Origin of the sequence: Massilia niabensis (genome assembly GCF_042655085.1) — a bacterium.
Lineage (GTDB): Bacteria > Pseudomonadota > Gammaproteobacteria > Burkholderiales > Burkholderiaceae_D > Telluria > Telluria niabensis.
The window spans coordinates 317,149-337,555 of record NZ_JBHSMU010000019.1 but is presented as its reverse complement, the minus strand read 5'-3'; the positions used below and the strand labels follow the sequence as shown (position 1 = coordinate 337,555).

General features: G+C 67.2%; 8 protein-coding genes. 2 read left to right on the top strand and 6 right to left on the bottom strand.

The genetic code is table 11. From position 1 onward, the window contains the following. Positions 1-66 precede the first annotated feature (66 nt). From ACFPN5_RS24780 to ACFPN5_RS24770, 3 genes are all read right to left on the bottom strand, one after another. Complete coding sequence (locus ACFPN5_RS24780; RefSeq protein ID WP_379786518.1) at positions 67-2,739, bottom strand: glycoside hydrolase family 3 C-terminal domain-containing protein; 2,673 nt, start codon at positions 2,737-2,739, stop codon at positions 67-69. Positions 2,740-2,812: 73 nt separating this feature from the next. After that, a complete protein-coding gene (locus ACFPN5_RS24775) occupies positions 2,813-5,299 on the bottom strand; it encodes a glycosyl hydrolase family 95 catalytic domain-containing protein (protein WP_379786517.1) in 2,487 nt (828 codons plus the stop codon). A 53-nt stretch (positions 5,300-5,352) separates the two neighbouring features. Further along, positions 5,353-6,351 (bottom strand): pectinesterase family protein, encoded by a 999-nt coding sequence (locus tag ACFPN5_RS24770; protein WP_379786516.1) that lies wholly within the window; start codon positions 6,349-6,351, stop codon positions 5,353-5,355. 317 nt (positions 6,352-6,668) lie between these two features. Between ACFPN5_RS24770 and ACFPN5_RS24765 the strand changes: the two genes are divergently transcribed. Then, positions 6,669-10,367, top strand: a complete 3,699-nt coding sequence (locus ACFPN5_RS24765) for a TonB-dependent receptor (protein WP_379786515.1) — start codon at positions 6,669-6,671, stop codon at positions 10,365-10,367. A gap of 147 nt (positions 10,368-10,514) precedes the next feature. Here ACFPN5_RS24765 and ACFPN5_RS24760 read toward each other — a convergent pair whose 3' ends face one another. Both ACFPN5_RS24760 and ACFPN5_RS24755 read right to left on the bottom strand, forming a co-directional pair. Continuing rightward, positions 10,515-12,380 carry a glycoside hydrolase family 28 protein gene (locus ACFPN5_RS24760; protein WP_379786514.1) on the bottom strand — a complete coding sequence of 622 codons (1,866 nt, stop codon included), beginning with the start codon at positions 12,378-12,380 and terminating at the stop codon, positions 10,515-10,517. Between the two features lie 45 nt (positions 12,381-12,425). Further along, positions 12,426-14,237, bottom strand: a complete 1,812-nt coding sequence (locus tag ACFPN5_RS24755) for a glycoside hydrolase family 28 protein (protein ID WP_379786513.1) — start codon at positions 14,235-14,237, stop codon at positions 12,426-12,428. A 267-nt stretch (positions 14,238-14,504) separates the two neighbouring features. Here ACFPN5_RS24755 and pelA point away from each other — a divergent pair, with 267 nt between their 5' ends. Continuing rightward, positions 14,505-15,698: a pectate lyase gene (pelA, locus tag ACFPN5_RS24750; protein WP_379786512.1), complete on the top strand. Its 1,194-nt coding sequence runs from the start codon at positions 14,505-14,507 to the stop codon at positions 15,696-15,698. On the opposite strand, the gene ACFPN5_RS24745 is transcribed toward pelA, so the two are convergent. Then, on the bottom strand, positions 15,695-20,245 hold the full coding sequence (locus tag ACFPN5_RS24745) for an AAA domain-containing protein (protein WP_379786511.1): 4,551 nt from the start codon (positions 20,243-20,245) through the stop codon (positions 15,695-15,697). The two genes, pelA and ACFPN5_RS24745, sit on opposite strands and share 4 nt — an antisense overlap. Positions 20,246-20,407: the final 162 nt, after the last annotated feature.

The window sequence follows — 20,407 nt, the reverse complement described above, 5'->3', positions numbered from 1 at the left end:
ACGGCAGCTGGTGAATTTCACTATGTTGACACACAGGTTCTGATGCCTCGGCGCAACTAACTGTCTTTATTTAGGCAGCACGGCCTGGCCGGCCACGTGCAGCGTCGCCGCTGCCGATTTCACGAACGCCGGCTGGCCGCCGCCCAGGTAGAGCTTGTAGGCGCCGGGCCGCACCTTGCGCACGCCCTGGGGGTCGACCTGCGACTGCGCCCGGGCGTCGAGGCCGATCGTCACCGCCTGGCTGGCGCCTGCCTTCAGGTGGATGCGGCGGAAGCCCGCCAGCACCGGATTGGCCGTGTCCCCGGGCTTGCTCAGGTACAGCTGCACCACTTCGTCGCCATCGCGCGCGCCCGTATTGTGCACCGTGACCTTCGCCGTCAACGCTTGCCCGGCCTTGATGCGGCTGGCCGACAATGTTGGCTTGCCGTAGGCGAAGCTCGTGTAGCTCAGGCCGTGCCCGAACGGATGCAGCACCGGTCCCTTGAAGTAACGGTAGGTGCGGTTTGTCATCGCGTAGTCGGCGAAGGGCGGCAGGTCGGCTTCCGAGCGATAGACGGTATAAGGCAGGCGCCCGCCGGGGCTGACCTTGCCGGTCAACACGCGCGCCAGCGCGGTACCCGCGGCCTCGCCCGGATACCAGGCCTGGAGCAGGGCGTCGGCGTTGGCCTCGACCCAGGGATCGGAGATCGCGCCGCCGGTCAGGTAGACCACCACCAGCGGCTTGCCGGTGGCCTTCACCGCCTCGAGCATGCGGCGCTGGGCTTCCGGCAGGGCCAGGGTGATGCGGTCGCCTCCGCGGAAGCCCGGATAGTCGACCTTCATCGATTCGCCCTCGAGGTCGGGCGACAGGCCCACAAAAGCGACCACCACGTCGCTGCCCGTGGCGGCCGCCACGGCAGGCGCGACCAGCGCATCGGTCGGCGTCACCCATTCCAGCGCACTGGCGCGGTCGTCCATCGAGCGCACGTATTCGATGCGCACGCGGCGCGGCGTCGTATCGGCGAAGTTGAAGGTGATCTTGTTGCTCTTCTGCTCGCAGTTGCCGGCGGAGCAGACCGCCGTATTGGCGGCGTTGATGCCGGCCAGTTCCGGCGTCACCACCAGTTCGTCGTCGATCCAGACCTTGATGTTCGGGATGGGGCGGTCCTTGCGCGCGGTCATGCGAAAGCCAATCTCGTAGGTGCCGGGCGTGGGCGGCGTGATCAGGCCGCTCCAGCGCACCGAGAATTTCCCGGGCGTGAAACCGGGCGGGGCGCTGTGCTGGAAGTTGAAATTGATGACCGGATCGGTACGGGTCAGGCGCGGCGTGCCGGAAAAGGTGAGGTTGTCGAAGTATTCGCCGCGCAGGCCGCGTTCCTCGCTGCCGGGGGCCACCCGCAGGTAGGTTTCCGGAATCGGCATGCGCATGCCATCGGCCAGCGGCGCACCGGCCGCGTAGCTCACCTGCTGCGCGCCGAAGGCCGCGCGCAGGCCGTCGACCGGCAGCGAGGGGCTGACCATGGTGCCGTTGTAGTTGCCTTCCAGGCTCTGCAGCAGGGCCGCGTTCGGGCCGATGACGGCAATGCGCGCGCTGCCCGACAGGGGCAGCACGCCGCCTTTGTTCTTCAGCAGGACCATGGCTTTTTCCGCGGCGCTCAGGGCCAGCGCGCGGTGGGCGCTGGAGTTGATCGCATCCTGCGGCACGGCGTCGAGGGGGCTGCCGTCGATCAGGCCCATGCGGATGCGCGCGACCATCAGGCGCGTGAGCGCCGTGTCGATCTCGCTCTCCTTGATCAGGCCACGTTCGACCGCCGGCGGCAGCCCGAGATAGGTCCTGCCGCAATCGAGGTCGGTTCCGGCGCGCACGGCGGTGGCGGAGGCGTGGGCGATATCGGGCGAGGTCTTGTGGCCGGTGACCAGGTCGCCGACTGAATCGCAGTCCGACACGACGAAACCCTTGAAGCCCCAGTCGCCGCGCAGGCGGTCCCGCATCAGGGGGCTGGCGCACATCGGGATGCCGTCGACCGCGTTGTAGGCGCACATGAGCGAATGCGCCCTGGCGTCGACGATGGCGTTGCGGAAGGCCGGCAGGTAGGTGTCCTCGAGGTCGAAGGGCGAGACGTTCACGTTGAAGCTGTGGCGCTGCGGCTCGGGGCCGGAGTGGACCACGAAGTGCTTGGGCGTGGCAATGCCCTTGAACAGGCGCGGGTCGTCGCCCTGGATGCCGCGGATGAAGGCCACGCCCAACTGGCCGGCCAGCAGCGGGTCTTCGCCATAGGTTTCCTGGCCACGGCCCCAGCGGGGGTCGCGGAAGATGTTGATGTTCGGCGTCCAGTAGTTGACGCCGAAATAGCGGCTTGTGCCTTTCGAGTCGCGCTTCAATGCAGCATTGTAGTTGGCCCGGCCTTCGATGGCGATGGCGTCGGCAATTTGCTGCATCAGCACCGTGTCCCAGGTCGCCGCCAGTCCGATCGCCTGCGGGAACACGGTCGCGTTACCGGCGCGCGCCACGCCATGCAGGACTTCGTTCCACCAGCCGTAGCGTTTCAACCCGATCCGTTCGATGGCCGGCGCATTGTCCTGCATCTGCTCGGCTTTTTCCTGCAGCGTCATGCGCGATACGAGGTCGCGGGCGCGCTCTTCAGGTGCGAGCGCGGTATTGCGGAAGGCCGGCGGGGCGTCGGCGCGGCTGCCGGCCGACGCACACAGAAGGACGCAGGCCAGCGGGATGGTCAGTGAGGTGGAAGCGAAAAATGACATAGGGGTCCTGTAGGTCTCGAATGTTGGTCTTGTGTGGTGCCTGCGCCGCCGGTCGCAGGCCAGTCCTGGCAAATCAGGCGGTGGAATCCGGGAAGGGGCTGTTTCCGGCGAAGGCGCCCTTGCGATCGAGCGCCACGACAAACAGCTTGCCCTGGTAGCGAAGACGGACACGGGTCCAGGGCTGGCCCTGGATGCGCACTGAAGCGAGCCGGCCGGCACGCCAGTGCAGGTCGAGGGCCAGGCCGCCGCGCGCGCGGATACCGCGCACGCTCCCCGTGGGCCAGGCGGACGGCAGCGCCGGCAACAGCAGCACCTCGCCGCCCCAGGACTGCAGCAGCATCTCCATGATGCCGGCCGCGCCGCCGAAGTTGCCGTCGATCTGGAAGGGCGGGTGCGCGTCGAACATGTTGGGATAGGTGCGCATGGGTCCGGTCAATCCTTTCAGCACCGAGTACGCATGCTCGCCGTCGCCCATGCGCGCCCACAGGCACAGACGCCAGGCGGTACCCCAGCCGGTGGCAAAGTCGCCGCGCCGGGTGAGCGAGGCGCGTGCCGCCCGCACCAGGTCCGGCGTGTCGCGCACATTGACCTGGCTGCTCGGATAGACCGCGTACAGGTGCGACACGTGGCGGTGGTGCGGGTCGGGCGCACTCCCATCCCAGTCCTCCAGCCATTCCTGTAACTGGCCTTGGGCGCCGATGCGGTCCGGCGCCAGCCGCGCCCGGGCAGCGGCGACCTGTTCGAGCAGCGCGGTGTCCTGCCGCAGCAAGCGGCCCGCCGCCAGCGTATGGGCGAACAGGTCGCGCACGATCTGGCGGTCCATGGCCGGCCCGGCGGCGAGTGATGAGCCGAACCCATGGCTGTTTTCCGGCGACAGCGATGGCGATGTGACCAGGCCGCGTCCCTGCGGGTCCTCGACCAGGGTGTCGAGAAAGAACTGGGCGGCGCCGCGCATGAGCGGATACAGGCGGCGCAGGGTCGCCTCGTCGCGGCTGTAGTCGTAATGGTCCCACAGCGTGTTGCACAGCCAGGCCCCGCCGCAGGGCCAGAGGCCGAACTTGGCGCCGTCGATGGGCGCGGCGGCACGCCACAGGTCGGTGTTGTAGTGCGCTACCCAGCCGCGCGCGCCGTACATCGTGCGCGCGGTGCGCGCGCCGGTCTGCGCCAGGTCCTCGACCATGCGCAGCAGCGGCTCGACGCACTCGCCCAGGCCGGCCGCGTCGGCGGGCCAGTAGTTCATCTGGGTGTTGATATTGATTGTGTACTTGCCGCCCCAGGGCGGATTGGTGCTCTCGTTCCAGATGCCCTGCAGGTTGGCCGGCTGGGTGCCGCGCCGCGAGCAGGCGATCAGCAGGTAGCGTGCGTACTGCAGGTAGAGCGCGTCGAGTGCTGGATCGGCCTGCTTGCCGACAGCGGCGATGCGCTCGTCGGTCGGCAGCGCGGCGCCTGGGCTGCTGCCCAGGTCGATCGACATGCGTGAAAACAGGCGCGCGTGCTCGCGCACATGATCGCGCTTGAGCGCCGCATACGGTTTCGCGGCCGCGCGCGCCATCTGGCCCCGGACGATCGCCACCGGATCGGCGCTGACGTCGCGGTAACTGACATAGCTCGTCGCCGCGCCGATCAGCAGCCTGGCTTCGCTCGCTCCCAGCAGGCTGAGGCGGCCATCGGCGTACGCGAGGCGTCCGTCGCCGATCACCTGGACGCGCAGTGCAAAGCGCAGGCCCGCCGCGACGCCGTGCATGGCTTCGTTTTGGCCGGTGATCAGGATCGCGCCGGCGCCGTCGGGCTCAATGCTCGCCCCGGCGGGGAGCGCATTGACAGGCCGGACAGCGGCTTCCTCGCGCTGCAGCCAGTCGGCCGGCGCGGCCGCGGCCAGGTCGGTGGCAAGGCCCGGGTCGTTCGATGCCGCGTATTTCACTTGGCGCGGCGCGCGCCACGCGAGCTCGAAGCCCAGCATGCCCCTGGGGGCCTTCAGGTGCAGGACGATCACCTGGTCGGGAGTCGAGATGAAGCTCTCGCGCTGGAAGGCGCCCAGCGGCGTGCGGTAGCGCGTCTGCGCCACGGCGCTGGCCAGGTCGAGCGAGCGCTCGTAGTCGCTTGGAGCCTGCGCGTCCGTCATCGTCAGCAACAGGTCGCCCAGGGTGCCATACGACATCTGGCGCAGCGGCTTTGCCATGATGCTGGCGTTGGCAAGCTCGGTCGCCTCGGCATATTTGCCTTGCGCGAGCAGTGCGCGCGCCTTCGGCAGGGTAGCCAGCGCATCGGGATTGTCGGGGGAGTAGGGCGCGCCGGCCCACAGGGTGTCTTCATTGAGCTGCAGGCGTTCCTGGCCCACGCGGCCAAACACCATCGCGCCCAGCCGGCCATTGCCCAGCGGCAGAGCCTCCTCCCAGCGGGCGGCGCTCTGGCGGTACCACAGCAGGTTGGCAGGGCGGGGCGCTTGCGCGCCGGGCGCGCTATCCATGGCAAGCGCCCGCAGGGACGGCAGCGCCGCCAGGCTGCCCACGCCCAGCATCAGGCTGCGGCGTTTGTGGTTCGGTGGGACGGACCGGGTCATGGGAGTCTCCAGATCGCTTGTTGTGGGTTCCAGGTCACCACCTGGCCGGGCGCTCATTGCGGGCGCCAGCCGTCGGTCCCGCCCAGGATCCTGGCGGCGGTGAATTGCCCGGCCTCGCTTGCGCTCAACTGCCGCGACCAGGCGACCCGCGCGGACCGGTTGGCCCCGGGGCCGCGGCTCATGTATTCCGCATAGCGCGCCGTCTTCTCGTTGGCCGCATTGCGCCAAGTGTCCCAGCCGGCAGGATGGATGTGGGCGCCCATGTCGGTATTGACGAAGGTGACGCTGCCATATGGCCGCCATGGCCGGCCCAGATAGGCCTGTGGTGCGCTGGCTGGCGCTTTTGCCGGGATCTTGCCGGTCGGGTCGACCCACGGCGCCGGATCGCCGGTCAATCGGCTGTCGATGAAGACGAAGCCGTATTCGCGCTCTGGCGGCGTGCTGGCGGCGGTCACGTAGCCGCCGTTCTTGCTCCTGATTTCGCATCGCTCGAATACCGCCGTCGCGCTGCCGTAGATGAAGTCGACGCGCTCTTCGATATACGTGTCCCGGAAAAAGTGACGGCCGTTGTTGAGCATGACGGTGTCCTGCCAGCCGAGCAGGCGGCTGTTGGTGACCACCGCGCGGTCGGCGTCGATGCGCAGGGCCAGGGCCTGGCCGTGATCTCCGGAGGTGTTCTGGAAGGTCAGCTGCTCCGCCCGGAAGTCGTCCGCCAGCACCACCAGCGCGGTTCCCTTGTGGCGCGGATGGGTGCCGGGCGGCTGTTCTTCATTGGTGTTGATGTGCCAGGTGAGGATGGTGGTCGCCGCCTGTTCGCCGCGCAGCGTGACGTTGCGCTTCTCCCTTGCAAGGATCTTCTGGCCGTCGTAGGTGCCCGGCTTGATGTGGATGACGGTGCGCTCCGGACTATTGTCCGGCACCGCGGCAAATGCCTCCTGCACGGTGCGCACGTCGCCGCTGCCATCCGCGGCCACGACGATGATGCGCTCGGCGGCCACGGCGTGGGATAGCAGGAGGGCGAGCGCGCCAATCGATGCGGTAGATGCTTTCATGGGTGTCCTTGGAAGGTGGTTTGAAAGGGCAGTCGACCGTGCGCGCCGTGGGCATTCTGCGTGCAGTCGGGCCGCGCCGCAATTGCGAAAACCGCCAAGCGGGCGTGTGTTTTTTTCGGTTGTCGCAGGCCCCGCGCCCTTGTGAAAAATCGGTGTCCGGTTGGTTGTTTTCGCAATTGCCGCGCAAGAGTGCAACGAAGCACAATATTTACGAGGCTGGCCCGACGACGCTCGCCGATTCGACGAAAACAGAATTAAGAATAATTTTGGAGACAGACATGCGACATATGGCGGGGGGCCCACTGCGGCCAAATCGTTTGAGTTATTCGGTAGCGCTGGCCCTGGCATCGCTAGTGGCCGGCAACATGGCAGTCGCCCAGGAGAGGCCTGCCGAGGGAAAGGATGCCCCTGCGGCCGAGGAAGCCACGATCCAGACGGTGAAAGTGGTCGCGACCCGGGCTTCGCAGCAATCGGGCATTGACCGCAAGAAGAACGCAGCGACGGCGATGGATTCGATCGTCGCCGAGGACGTCGGCTCGCTGCCGGACCGGAATATCGGCGAAGCGATTTCGCGCATGTCCGGCGTGGCGCTGGACCGCGGTGAATACGGCGAAGGTGTCAGCGTTGCGGTACGCGGCAACTCCGCCGACCTGACGCGGGTCGAACTCGACGGGCAGGGCGTGCAGTCGGCCGGCGGCGCCGACATGGGCGCCACCAGCGGCGCCAGCGGCCGCGCGAGCGAATTTCGCCAGCTGTCGGCCGACCTGATCAAGAGCGTGGACGTGGTCAAGGGCTCGACCGCCGACATGACCGAGGGTTCGCTCGGCGGCGGCATCATCATCAAGACCCGTACCGGCCTCGATTTCAAGAAGCCCTATGCTTCGCTGCGCGTCGGTGCCGCGCAAGGTTCGCTCGACAAGAAGTGGACGCCCGACACCAACGTCGTATTGGCCGACAAGTTCCTCGACGGCCGTCTCGGCCTGATCCTGAACGCGTCGAGCACCACGCTCAGCAACCAGTCGCACTCGGTGCAGACGGCGTTCTCGGCGCTGCAGGGCTATTACCGGACGGCCGATTTCGACCATTCGCCCGAGAAGACCTTCACCTTCATGCCCGGCACGCTGAACATGGCCGATTCGAGCGTGAACCAGCCATTGCTGCAGACGCCGCTGAGCGCGGGCGGGATGTTCAACTTTGCCAGCCCGCTGGAAGTATTGACCCGTTCGGCCGCCGCGCAAACCAAGGCCGATTGCCGTGCCGCGTTCCCTGCGCTCACCACGGCCCAGATCAATGCGATGGCATCGGCTGGCCGCGCGAACGCCTACACCCAGCGCGGCAACGAACTGTCCACCTGCCTGAACCAGTGGAACGACTACACCCCGTCCGGCCCGCGCTACTTCGTCAAGCGCGAGCTCGACAAGCGCCAGAACCTGGACCTGCGCGCCGACTTCAAGGTCAACAACGACCTGAAGGTATTCGCCAAGGGCAGCTACAACCGGCGCAAGATCGACATGCACCAGCTGACCTACGCGCTGGGCAACATCGCGACCAACCCGGGCATCGTGATCAGCCCGGCCTACGTCGGCCGCGCGTTCGTCGACAACAACACGATCGGCACGCGCGAAGCGGTGCCGGGCTCGGGCTACTATACGTATGACACCCCGACCGTACGCAACAACGGTTATCCGTATCCGGGCATGGCGATCAACATCGATCCCGCCTCGGTGGTAGTCGACTCGAACCACCACCTGACCAAATACACCATCAGCGACGGCGCCGCCACCACCGACCAGTTGCGCGACCGCGGCCAGGTCAACGCCAAGTACCTGCAGCTGGGCGGCACCTACAAGCGCGATAACCTGACCGCCGACTTCTTCGTCGCCGATGCCCGTTCCGACTTCCGCCGCGCCCAGCGGCGCATCAGCTTCAGCAACTTCTACGGCCCGGCCACGATGGAAGTGCTGCCGAACGGCCTGTGGGGCTACTCGTTCCCGGGCTCGAGCTTCGACCAGTCCGACCCGGCGCAGTACGCACGCCTGTTCCCGGCTGCGTCGAACAGCAGCGCGGTGGCGGCTGGACCGCTGAACACGCGCGCGATCCCGGCCTACACGATCGCCCAGCAACCCTTGCTCACGCCCGGCAACCCGCGCACCGAGGCATTCTGGAATCCGCAGATTCGCGAAACCTTCGAGCAGACCGCCAAGCTCGATCTCGCTTACGCGATGCCGGAATCGGTGCCCTTCCTTTCGCGCGTCAAGGCCGGCTTCATCCTGCGCAAGAACGGGCTGGACAACTGGAACCCGGGTGACGGCAACAGCGCCGGCATCATCCGCAAGGCCGCCGTCGGCACCTTCGGCCAGCCGGGCTACCAGGCGCCGATCGTGATTCCGACACCGATCGCCCGCACCCTGGTGCAGGGGTGCGAGAATACGCCCGGTTCCCTGGCCACGGGGGGCAAGGCCTGCGAATACGGCTATGTGATCAGTCCCGATCCGCGCCTGGCCAACAACGGCACCGTGACGCTCAACGCCCAGCAGTGGCAGGACCTGGTGGCGGCAGGGCTGAACGGGCAGGCTACCTCGACCCGCTTCTTCGACGGCGCCAAGGGCCGTCCGGACGCACTGCTGAACAACTGGACCCAGCTCGATGTGGACAAACTGTTCGCGCTGGTCAACGCGCGCAATACCAATTATGACTGCGTCAAGGAATGCGTCGGCAACGATGGCGTGCTCTACGCCCAGCCGAAGCAGGAACTGCGCGAGCGCTCCGAAGCGTTCTACCTGATGGGAGACTTCTCCATCGATCGCTTCCCCTTCACCAACCGCGCCTTGCCGTTCAACTTCGCCCTGGACGGCAATATCGGCGTGCGCTACGTGCGCACCAAGGTCAGCGGCAGCGGCCTGATGACGCTCGTCTCGATTGCCAAAACGGCCGACTTCGATCCGCTCGTGCCGAATGCGGTCGGCGGCACGGTGACCAACACCTTCGTGCAGAACACGGCTGTCAACGCCAAGGCCGACGATATCCTGCCGAGCCTGAACCTGGCCGCGTGGCTGATGCCCGACCAGCTGGTGCTGCGCTACAGCGGCGCCAAGACGGTGGCGCGCCCGCCGGTAGCCAACTTGCTGCCGTCGGGAACCTGCACGTATGACGAGCGCACCGCCGACGGCGACCAGCCTGGCACGCAGCGCTGCTCGGGTACCCTCGGCAACCCGGCCCTGCAGGCGCAGCAGAACTTCAACCAGAACCTCAGCGTCGAGTATTACCCGAACCGCGACACCATGCTGACGGTTGCCGTGTTCAAGCAGCGGGGCAAGATCGGTCCCGGGATCAGCCAGGGCGTGAACAGCATCCCGCTGTTTGCGGGTTCGAGCCTGATCGATCCGGCCACTGGCGTCGACCTGGGCGCGCTGCCCTTCGATTATTCGATGTGGGTGAACGGCGCCGCCACCACCCGCAAGGGACTGGAACTGGGCGCGAAAACCGCATTCACCTTCCTGCCATGGCGCCTGCGCTATACCGGCTTCGATGCCAACGCCACCAAGTTGCGTTCGGTGACCACCACGCAGAACGCGGTCGACCTGCTGACCGGGGTGCCGCTGCCGCCGCAGCGCGAGTCCAAGTATTCATATAACTACGCCCTCTGGTACGACGATGGACGCCTCTCGGGTCGCGTGGCAGTGCAGGCGGTCGCCGCTTCCTTCAGCTGCATCGCCGGTTGCACCCAGCAAGGGGCAATCCAGAACTACCCGGCCCTGGGCGTGCAGTTGACGCGTTTCCCCTACAACCCGGGTTCGCCGAACTTCCGCGACACCACCCGCTTCATCGATGCGAAGGTGGCGTACAAGCTGATGCCGAACCTGGAGGTGTTTGTCGAGGGCCGTAACCTGGGTAACGCCACCACCACCAACAGCCAGGGTAGCTTCGCGCCGTTCGCGAACGGCACGCCCAACATCCTGGATTACGCCTACTCCGGGCGCCGCATCATGGTGGGCATGAACTTCCGCACCATGTAAGCATCGCATACCGCTTGCTGCAAACAACGCCCTCGCAAGAGGGCGTTTCCATTTGCGGGCCGGGTAGGTGGATGCGGGCAGACCATAAAAAAAGGGCAGCCGCCTGGCTGCCCGAAAACCCGCCCCCCGCGCCGCCCGGCGCGGGGCTCAGGGAGACAGTGTCCCGTTCACGAGCTTGCCGCCGATCTTCACGTTCCTTAGTACCAGGCCCTTGACGTTGTAGAGGTAGACCGGCTGCGCGGCGTTTACCGGCGTGCCGAAGTCGCAGTCGCTGATCGTCACGTTGCTGACCGGGAGGACCTGCGGCTTGCCTTCGCCGTTGTAGTTGGCCGCGACCGGCCCCATTATCACAATCGGCTGGTAGCAAGAGAAGCGGCCCTCCGGCGTCTGCACGTTGCCGACCGTGACGCGCGAGATGTGCACGTTGGTGACCACCGGTGGGCGCGTGCGCACGGCGTCGTTGGCTGCGTCGTAGTCGCAGTCGAAGGTGATGATCCCGCCGGCGCCGGTGGCGACAGTCCCGGCAGGGATACTGGAACCAGGCTGCGGCTTGTAGAAGGCCGGCGTGGTGCGGATCCCGTTCGGGATGCTGATGTCGCGCACATAGAAGTTGCGCAGGAAACCGCCGCGGTTCATGTTCGTCTTGAGGCGGATGGCGATGTTCAGCGGGTCGGTTTTCCAGTTGGCGTTCTCGAACACCAGCTTCTGGGCAAACACGTTCTGGATGCCGCCGGACATGATGCTGCCCAGGGTCAGGGCGCCGTGGCCGCTCTGCATGCGGCAGTTCTGGATCACGACGTTCTGGCACGGACCGAACTGGGTGTCGGTGCCCTTGCCGGAGTCGACCGCGATGCAGTCGTCGCCGGTATTGAACTGGCAGCCCTCGACCAGCACCCCGTTGCAGGATTCCGGGTCGAAGCCGTCGTTGTTCGGCCCCATGCTGTTGGCATAAATCCCCTTCGCGTGCAGGTTGCGGCAATTGACCGGGTTGTGCTGCCAGAACGGCGCGTTGGTGGTCTGGTAGCCCGCCACCAGCACATTGGTGCAGCTGATGAACTGCACCATGTTCGGGCGCAGGAAGTGGCCGATGCCGAAGATGCGCCTGGCCGCCGGCACCCGCGCTTCGGACAGCGAGCGCAGGAAGTGCGGGTCGCGCTGCAGCCATCCTTCCGGACCCTGCAGCTTTTTTGCCTCCGCCGGCGCCAGGTGCGGCGCGATCCCGGCCAGTGTGGGCGGGTTCAGCGGATTGACCGCGCGCTCGCTCTGGCCCAGCGCCGGGTCGTGCGGCACGCCGTCCGCGTTGGCCGGGGCGCGGCCCTTCCACGACCACCAGCAGTCGGTGCTACCCTCGAAGGGCACGCCGGCCTGGCCGTCGAGGATCGAGGTCCAGTCGTCGCCGGTCAGGGCGATGTTGTCCTGGCCATGGGCGTAGACCATCGACGAATAGTTCAGGCAGTCGTTGCCCTCCCAGCGGGTGAGCGTCAGCTTGCCGTTCTTGCCGCAATCATGGTCGCCGTACTTCGCATAGTCGAGCGGGTTGTTGCTGAAGTAGACGTGGGCGCCGGCGGCCAGGTGCACGTTCACGTTCGAGCGCAATACGATCGGGCCGGCGCACAGCCAGTTCCCGGTCGGGATCAGCACGCGGCCGCCGCCGGCCTTGTGGCAGGCCGCGATCGCCGCGGCAATCGCCGGATAGCAGTCGGGAGCGCCAGGAGCGGGAGTCTTGATGTGGGCCTTGGCCTTGAGGGACACGGAGGCGTGCACGGGCTTGAGCTCGCAGGGTCGGGCGCCGAAGGCGGTGATGACGAAGTCTTCCTTGCGGAAGGTCAGCGGCCTGGCGAAGCGGTCGATGATGGCCCGGGCCTCGTCCCACGGATCGGGCCTTGCTGCCAGCAGGCTGGCCGGGTATGCGCCGGCGAGCGCCATGCCGGTGCCGCCCACGGTCTTCATGAAGCGGCGCCGGCCCGTGCTGCCGGGTGTGTGGTCGGGTGTACTGGTGTGCCTGGCTGGCATGTCGTCTCCTGTGTGGTGTTCTGGTGGCCGTGCCGGCGGCAAGGGCTAGCCTGCCAGCATGGCGGTGACGGTTTTTCCGCCGGCGCGCACCCGCGTCAGGGTCACCCGCGTGGCGTTGTGGACTGCCCAGGGCATGGCACTGCGCGGCGTGCCGAAGTCGCAGTCGGTCAGCGTGATGTCGACCAGCGGCAGGACCGGCGTGCCGGGCTTGCCGTTGAAGCTGGACGCCACGGGCCCCAGCAGCACCAGCGCCTGGTAGCAGGAAAACTCGCCGTCCGGCGTTTTCACGTTCCCCACGCGCAGGCGCGAGATGTGCACATCGGACACCGCGGGCGGGCGCGTGCGCACGCTGTCATGCTTGAGCGCGTAGTCGCAGTCGAAGGTGATCACGGCGCCGCCGCCGACCGACATCGACTCCGGCATAATGGGCGAGCCCGGCAGGGGCTTGTAGAAGCCGGGGCGGGTCTGCACGCCGTTCGGTATGGTGACGTCGCTCACGTAGAAGTGGCGCAGGAAGCCGCCGCGGTTCATGTTGGTTTTCAGCCGGATGGCGGTGCTGAGCGGGTCGAGCGCCCAGTGGCTGTTGCGGAACTCGATGTTGCGGGCGTAGACGTGTTCGATCCCCGCCGACATTTCACTCCCCAGGGTGATGCCGCCGTGGCCGCTGTTCATGATGCAGTTCTGGATCAGTACATTGCGCGTCGGACCCGCCTCGATATCGCGCGCCTTGCCGGCCTTGATCGCGATGCAGTCGTCGCCGGTATTGAACGTGCAGCCGTCGACCAGTACGGTATCGCAGCACTCCGGATCGAAGCCGTCGCTGTTCGGCCCCAGGCTGTCCATGTTCACGTTCCTGATGTGGACGTTGCGGCAATTGAACGGGTTGTGCTGCCAGAACGGCGAGTCGTTCAGTTGGTAGCCCTGCATCAGCACGTCCGTGCAGCCGATGAACTGGACCATGCAGGGCCGCAGGTAGTGGCCGATGCCGAAAACGCGGCGCGCGACTGGCACCCCCGCCTCCGACAGGGTAGGAGGATAGCGGTGGTCGGCGCGCCAGGTGGCGTCCTCCCCTTCGATCAGCGCGCGTTCGGCGGCAGGCAGCTGCGGCGCGACCGCGGCCAGCGAAGAGGGGTTGGCCGGATTGATCATCCCGGCGGTAGGGCCTGGCCGTTTGCTTTTCCCGGCCCAGTCATGCCAGCACATGCCGCCCGGCTCGAACGCGACGCTGCCCTGGCCGTCGAGGATGCTGGTCCAGTCGGCACCGGTCAGCGCAATGTTCGACTGGTTGCGCGCGTAGACCATCGGCGAATAGTTCAGGACATCGTTGCCCTGCCAGCGCGACAGCACGAGTTTGCCGTGCTTGCCGCAATCGACATCGCCATACAGGGCGAAATGGGCGGGATTCGGGCTGAACACGAGCCGGGCGCCCGCGGCCAAGTGGACGTGGACGTTCGACAGCAGCACCATCGGCCCGGCGCAATACCAGCTGCCGCCCGGGATCAGCACCCGGCCGCCACCGGCCTTGTGGCAGGCGGCGATCGCCGCCTGAATCGCGCGATGGCAGTCGAAGGAGCCCGGCGCGGGCGTCATGCGCGCGTTCTTGCCGGGGCCGCGCGGCGCATCGGCCGCGACCATCCGGCAGGGCTGCGCGCCAAAGGCCGTGATCGGGAAATCCTCCTCGCGAAACGCCAGCGGCCTGGCGAAGCGGGCCTCGATCTGCCTGGCGCGTGCCCAGGGATCGGCCACCGGCGCAAGCGCCGCGCCGGGCAGGGTGCATGCGCTACCGGTGAGCAAAGCGCCGGCGGCGGAGGCGCCGCGCAGCAGGGTACGGCGTCGGTGATTGAAGATGGCGGTCATGCAGTCTCGGCGTATGGGCGTGTCGGCGTGGTGGAACGGATCGCAAGGATTCTGCATGGGGCGCGCCGAGGCGGCAATTGCGAAATTCGCGAACCCGCACTCCGTTTTCGCGCAGGACGGGCAGGCAGTGTGCGGCCCCGCACCGGCTGCATTTGCGAGAATCACCATTCCTGTTTATGAAATTGATCAAGGCCGCTGAAGTGTCTTGCAACTGCTTTACTTCACCGATCGCTGTCGCTAGCATCGCTGCACAATGGAGGAGATGGCATGCTCAGGAAGACTTCGATGGCCGTCGTGGTGGCGGCGCTGGCGCTTGGCGGCGGACAGGGCGTGCAGGCGTTCGCCGCCTCACCCCACGCCGAAGCGGCGCAGGCAACCCAGGGGAACCAGCCTGCCGCGCCCATGCTCCCGCAGGCAGGCAATCCGGCGAAGGAGGCGCTGGAGGACTACCGGCGCTGGCTCAGCAAGAACAGCGACCGTGCCGCCGCACTGGCCGAGGACAAGGCGCGGGCGGACAACATCATTACCTGGCAGATGCCGCATGGCGGCTTCTACAAGCTGCCGGCCAAGTATGCGGCGCCATGGGATGGCCGCGCGCCCCGTTCGGGTTGGATCGGCAATGGGGTCGAACTCGGCACCATCGACAACGACGCGACCGTGTCCGAGATCCTGGTGCTGGCCGATGTCTATGCGCGCTCCGGAAATGCGGCCTACCGCGACAGCGCGCGCAAGGCGATGGACTTCCTGCTGAACATGCAGTATCCGTCCGGCGGCTTTCCCCAGGTGTATCCGTCGCGCGGCCCGGCGAGTTACTCGAACCACGTCACCTTCAACGACAACGCGATGGTGCGCGTCCTGCTGCTGCTCGACGCCGCGGCGCGCCAGGAAGGGCCGCTCGCCGGCGACCTTTTCACGATCCAGCAGCGCGCCCGCCTGCAGCCCGCGCTCGACCGCGCGGTCGACTTCATCCTGAAGGCGCAGATCGTGCAGGACGGGCTCAAGACCGTATGGTGCGCCCAGCACGATCCGGTGACCTACGCGCCGGTCACGGGCCGCTCGTACGAGCTGCCGTCGAAAAGCGGCGCCGAATCGGCCCTCATCGTCGAGTTCCTGATGAGCCGCCCGCAAACGCCCGCAGTGGCCGAGGCGGTCAAGGCGGCCCTGGCCTGGTACCGGCGCAGCGCCGTGCAGATGAAGGACACGGCCTTCGAGCCGAGGGCGTCACGGGCGACGAATACCTCGCCCTTCGTGCACAGCCCCGGCACCACGACCTGGTACCGTTTTTACGATCTCGCGACCGACACCGGGTTTTTCAGCGGACGCTTGCCGACGGATACCCCGCCCGGCGTCGGCAAACAGTACGACATCATGAAGATCGGCCCGGAAAGCCGCTATACCTACCAGTGGGGCGGCAGCTACGGTACGCCTTTGCTGGCGTATGCGCAAAGCGTCGGCTATTAAATGGCCGCCTCCAGCATCGCGCCGGCGGCATCGTCCTGCCTCGCCTGCTGCTCGATTCCCCACTCGCGATACTCGACCAGCGACGGAATCCGCTCGATGGCGCCAAGCGGCTCGATCCCCATGCTGCCCAGCTGGGCAAGCAATTCGCCCAGCACTGCCTCGCGCCGCATCGACCAGGTCGAGGCGAAGCAGCGCCAGAAGGTCCAGCCGGCGCGTTCGAGCACGCGCTGGCGGCCCATGTCGGCCTGCCACCGGTCCGGTCCGTGGAATTCGTCGCCGTCGAGTTCGATCGCCAGGCGGCGGTCATCCGCGCCTTCGATCACCATGTCGATCCGGTAGCCGGCGGCCGGCACCTGCGGCACGACCCGGTAGCCGCGGTTGAACAGCTCCATGTAGACATCCCGCTCGAAGCCCGACTCGCACAGCTCGACCAGGCTGCCGGCTTCGTCGTTGTTGTCCATTGGTTTGGCGAAGTGCTCCACCAGGGTGCGCCGCAGGTCGAGGGTCGACAGCTCATCGAGCCGCACCGAGCGCACGAGGATCATGCGGTCGCGCGCGCGCGAGGCGGCAACGTTGAAGCGCTGGTCGTACATCACGCCGGACAGGGCATGGTGGTTCTTGCTGTCGGCGACCATGCTGAGGAAAATGATGTCGCGTTCGCTGCCCTGGAAGATGCGCGCGTCGCCACAGGCGAACTGGCGCCGCGCCAGTTCCACCGCGTCGCAGCGCGCTCGCACCCCCTTGTCGATCAGCTGCGCCTGTTCGGGGCCGAGCAGCGATACGACGCCGATGGTACGCCCGGCCAGCTTCGGGACGCGCAGGATCGCCCCGATCTCGGCAACGATGAAATCCGCCTCGGGAGGATTGTGGCCCTTGGCCGAGCGGTAACCGCTGGCGACGTACACGTCGACCAGGGGCGGGTCCAGCCGTTCGGAGGCCCTCGGGATGCGCACCGGCTGGATGAAGTCCTTGTAGAACACCCGGTTGCTGTAGGCGATGATCGGCTGCACGCAGCGGAAATGCTCGCGCAGCATGACCTTCGAGGCGGCGAACACGGTGGACGCGATGTCGTAGAGCGACATGTCGGCCGTGAGCACGGCCTCGAACGGCTGGCCGGCCAGGAAGCGCCGGCGCAGTTCGGTGATCTTCGCCGCCGACACGAAGCCGGCCTCCGGGGACACCTGTTTGTCGTCGCCGACCACCAGGATCTGCTTGCCGCGCAGGACGGCGGGCAGGGCCCACAGGTCGGATTGGCTCGCTTCGTCCACGATCACCAGGTCGAAGGCGCCCAGCGTTGCCGGCAAGGTTTCCGAAACCCTGGCATGGCTCATGATCCAGCACGGTACGGCAGCCTGTGCGTCGACCATCGCCTGTTGCGCGTCGCGCCGGTAGCGTGCTGCATTGACGCCGGTTCCCTTGCCAAACTTGCGGATCGCGGTGCGGTAGGTTTCGAGTGCGCTCAGGACGTTCTGGCCGGCGTTGCGTTTGGTCTGCAGCCAGGACGACTTCGACACCAGGTCCTGGTACAGGCGCGCGAGCGCCTTTTCCAGCTCACGCCGGCGCGCTGCCAAGCCGCGCATCTCGTCGCGGTCGTCGATCTCGTCGACGTGGGTGCGCAGGCGGGCCCAGGTCCAGGCGTCGCGCCAGCGGACCGGGAACACGGCGTCGTCGCCGGTCGCGCCCTGGGGCACCGTGGTGATCCGGGAAGCGAGCTGCGTGGCGCCTTGCCGCTTGACCTCGCCGGCGAGGCTGCGGACGGTCGCCAGGTCGTCGGTCAAGGCTTCGATGCGGCGCACTTCACCGAGCAGGGCGGCGTAGTCGCCGACGATCCGCTCGGACGACAGGTCGCTGCTGCCGAGCGCCTCCTCGACCAGCGCGCGCAGGCTGGCCGAGACCGGTCCCCCGGTCCCCGCCAGTTTTTCCTGGATTGACGTCAGGCCGGCCGTCGCCTGCGCCAGCTCGGCGCGGGTGAGGTGGCGGCGCAGGTGTTCGCGCACGTGCCCGAGGTCGGCCTGCCGTCCCAGCAGGTCGCCAGTTGGCACCCTGGCGAATACCCCCTCGGCCAGGAGCGGCAGCTGGACGTCGTGGGTCGTGGCGAGCCGGTGGGCGGCGCGCGCCGTTACGGCGATCGATTCGATCGCCCGCAACTGGGCCACGTCCGGCTGCAGCAGGGGCAGCGACAGCAGTTCGGCAAACGCATTCCAGCGCACGACGAAGGACAACAGGCGCGAATGCAGGGCGGCGAAGCGCTGCACGTGCGTCCAGTCGGCGCTGGAACCGGGCGCCAGGCCCGCCACGCGGATGGCATTGATATGGGGCTTGATGTCGCCGGCGCCGAAGGCGAACAAGCCGAAGGGCTTGCCGGTGTCGGCTGCGCGCGCGATCGCTTCCTGCGCCTTGGGATCTTCCAGCGCCTCGCGCGACGCCGTCACCGGCTTTTGCATGAATTCGGCGCGCGCCTGCAGCAGCGCATCCATTTCCGTGAACAGGGCCTCAAGCGAGGCGCGCTCGGTGGCGAACTGCGGCCGGCGGCACTTCTCGCGCAGCGCGAATGCCCATTCCAGGCCCGACTCCTCGAGCTCGCGCACCACCGCGAGCGCCAGGTCGAGCGCGGCCAGCAGCCGCCGGGCCTGTTCCAGCACCTCGGGGGTGGGTGCGCGCAGCGGCAGGAGCGCGCCGCTCGCTTCCTCGCGCTCGATATCGCGGATGGTCTGGAGCACCTCGTGCAGCTGCGCGATGTCGGCCGCCGCGGGCAGGGTGGCCGAGGCGGGAATCCGTGCCTGGAGGTAGACCAGGTCGCCCCCCAGGCGGCGCCTTGCCTCGCGCAGCTGCATGCCTCTCTCGTCGCTGAACGGCGGCGCGTGTTCGGGCGCCAGCGTCAGTGCGTCGTCGAACCAGCCGAACTGCTCGCTCCCGTGGATGACCAGTTCGGCCATTTTCTGCGCGCGCATCAAGACGCCGTCGACCTCGATTTCCGCCAGCTGCGTATGGGCGATCTCGTTGATGCGCGAGTCGATCTGCGCCATTTCCGCGTGCGCGCGGTCGAGCGCGACGCGACAGGTGGCGATCTTGTCCTCTTCCACCCCGCTGTTGAGGTGGGTCAGCGTATGGATGATGGCTTCGATCGACGCCTGGAACTGGCGCATGCCTTCCTTGTCGCCGGAGAGCAGGGCGACCGTCAGTGGCCGCACCGATTCCGGGATCTTCTCCTGCAAGACCTTCAGCGCCGGCTCGCCCTTGGAGGTGACGAGGATGCGCTTGCCCGAGGCCAGGTAGTGGCTGATGATGTTGGCGATCGTGTGCGTCTTGCCCGTGCCGGGCGGCCCCTGGACGGCGACGCCGGGCGAGCGTTCGAGCTGCTGGATGATCGTTTCCTGTTCCCGGTTGTAGGGCAGCGGGAAATAGAGTTCACGCGGTTCGCCCTCCACCGTCGGCCGACCCGACAGCCCGCGAAATGCGATCGGCTGGTGTTCGATGACGGCGTCGTCCGGCGGGGTGACGATGCGCATCGGCCCTTCCGGCAGGGTTTCCCCTTCGCCGCCTTCGTTCACCCGTTCCTTGAGGCGCGCGATGTCTTCAAGCAGGAAGTGGGTCGCGCGTGGGCGGGCAAACACGACCCACTGGTCCGTGACCACCAGGTCGTCCCCTGCGGCTGGGGCGCTTTTGGCCTCGCGGTCGTAACGCGCGGATGCCGCGATGTTACCGGCCACCAGTTTCAGGATCGGCTCGGTCGAAGCCGGTTCGAAGGGCGAGACCGGTATGGCGGCGCTCCCGGCAAGCAGGGCGCGGGCGGCGGTCTCGACCTCTCCGATGCCGGCCACGCCACAGGCGGCGAAGGCATCGAGCTCAAGCCGCGGCTCGGCCTGCCGGGGCCCTAGCGTGATCGCGTGCGAGGCGCTGTCGATATCGATTTCGAGGGCTTGCGTGATCAGCGGATAGTGAAACTCCACGGTTCCGGGCGATCCAGCCCGGTCCACCGCCGGAATGCGCCAGGACGAGACGCCAAGACCCCACACCAGCTCGAGCGGACGCACGGCTTCCTCGGACTCCAGGCGCGTCTTCAGTGAAAACAGGTCCGCGTACAGGGTGATGACCTGACGCCGCGGCTTTTCGCGCGCGGCCCAGTCGCGCCAGTGCGGCAGGTAGGCCTGCAGCAGGTGGCCTACGCGCTCGCGCCGCTCCGCATCGCGCTGCGCGGCTTCGTCCTCGACGACGACGCCGGCATCCCGGTCGCGCGCACTTGCCAGCGCGGCTTCCTTGAGCGCCGGGGGTTCCGCGCCCGGGTCGTCGCTGATCGCGAGAAAAGGCGCGAGCTCCGGTTCTGACAGCGCCGGGGCGCGGGTCGCCTCCAGGCGATGCACCCGCAGCCATGCGCTGTCCTCGTCGCCGGCGACATTGAAGTCGACCCAGGGCAGCGTCGCCAGATCGGCGTAGGTCTTCCTGAATTCCGTCAGCTTCGCGAGCGTGAAAGCGGCAGGGTCGATGTCTTTGGCTTGCTCGACGAGATAGTCGAGCAACCCGCTCATGAGCTGGGCAGGTGTTGGCATGGTGGTTTCCCGGCGGGGCAGATAGGGTAGGGCGTTGGATCGAAGGCAGTTGCAGCAGGCAAAGCGCCTGCGAGCGTGAAGTTCGGCTAATTATTGCTCAGGTACGTATATTTCCTCAGCGTACTGGCTTATTGATGAGTGATCAATGCCGAGGAGACATTC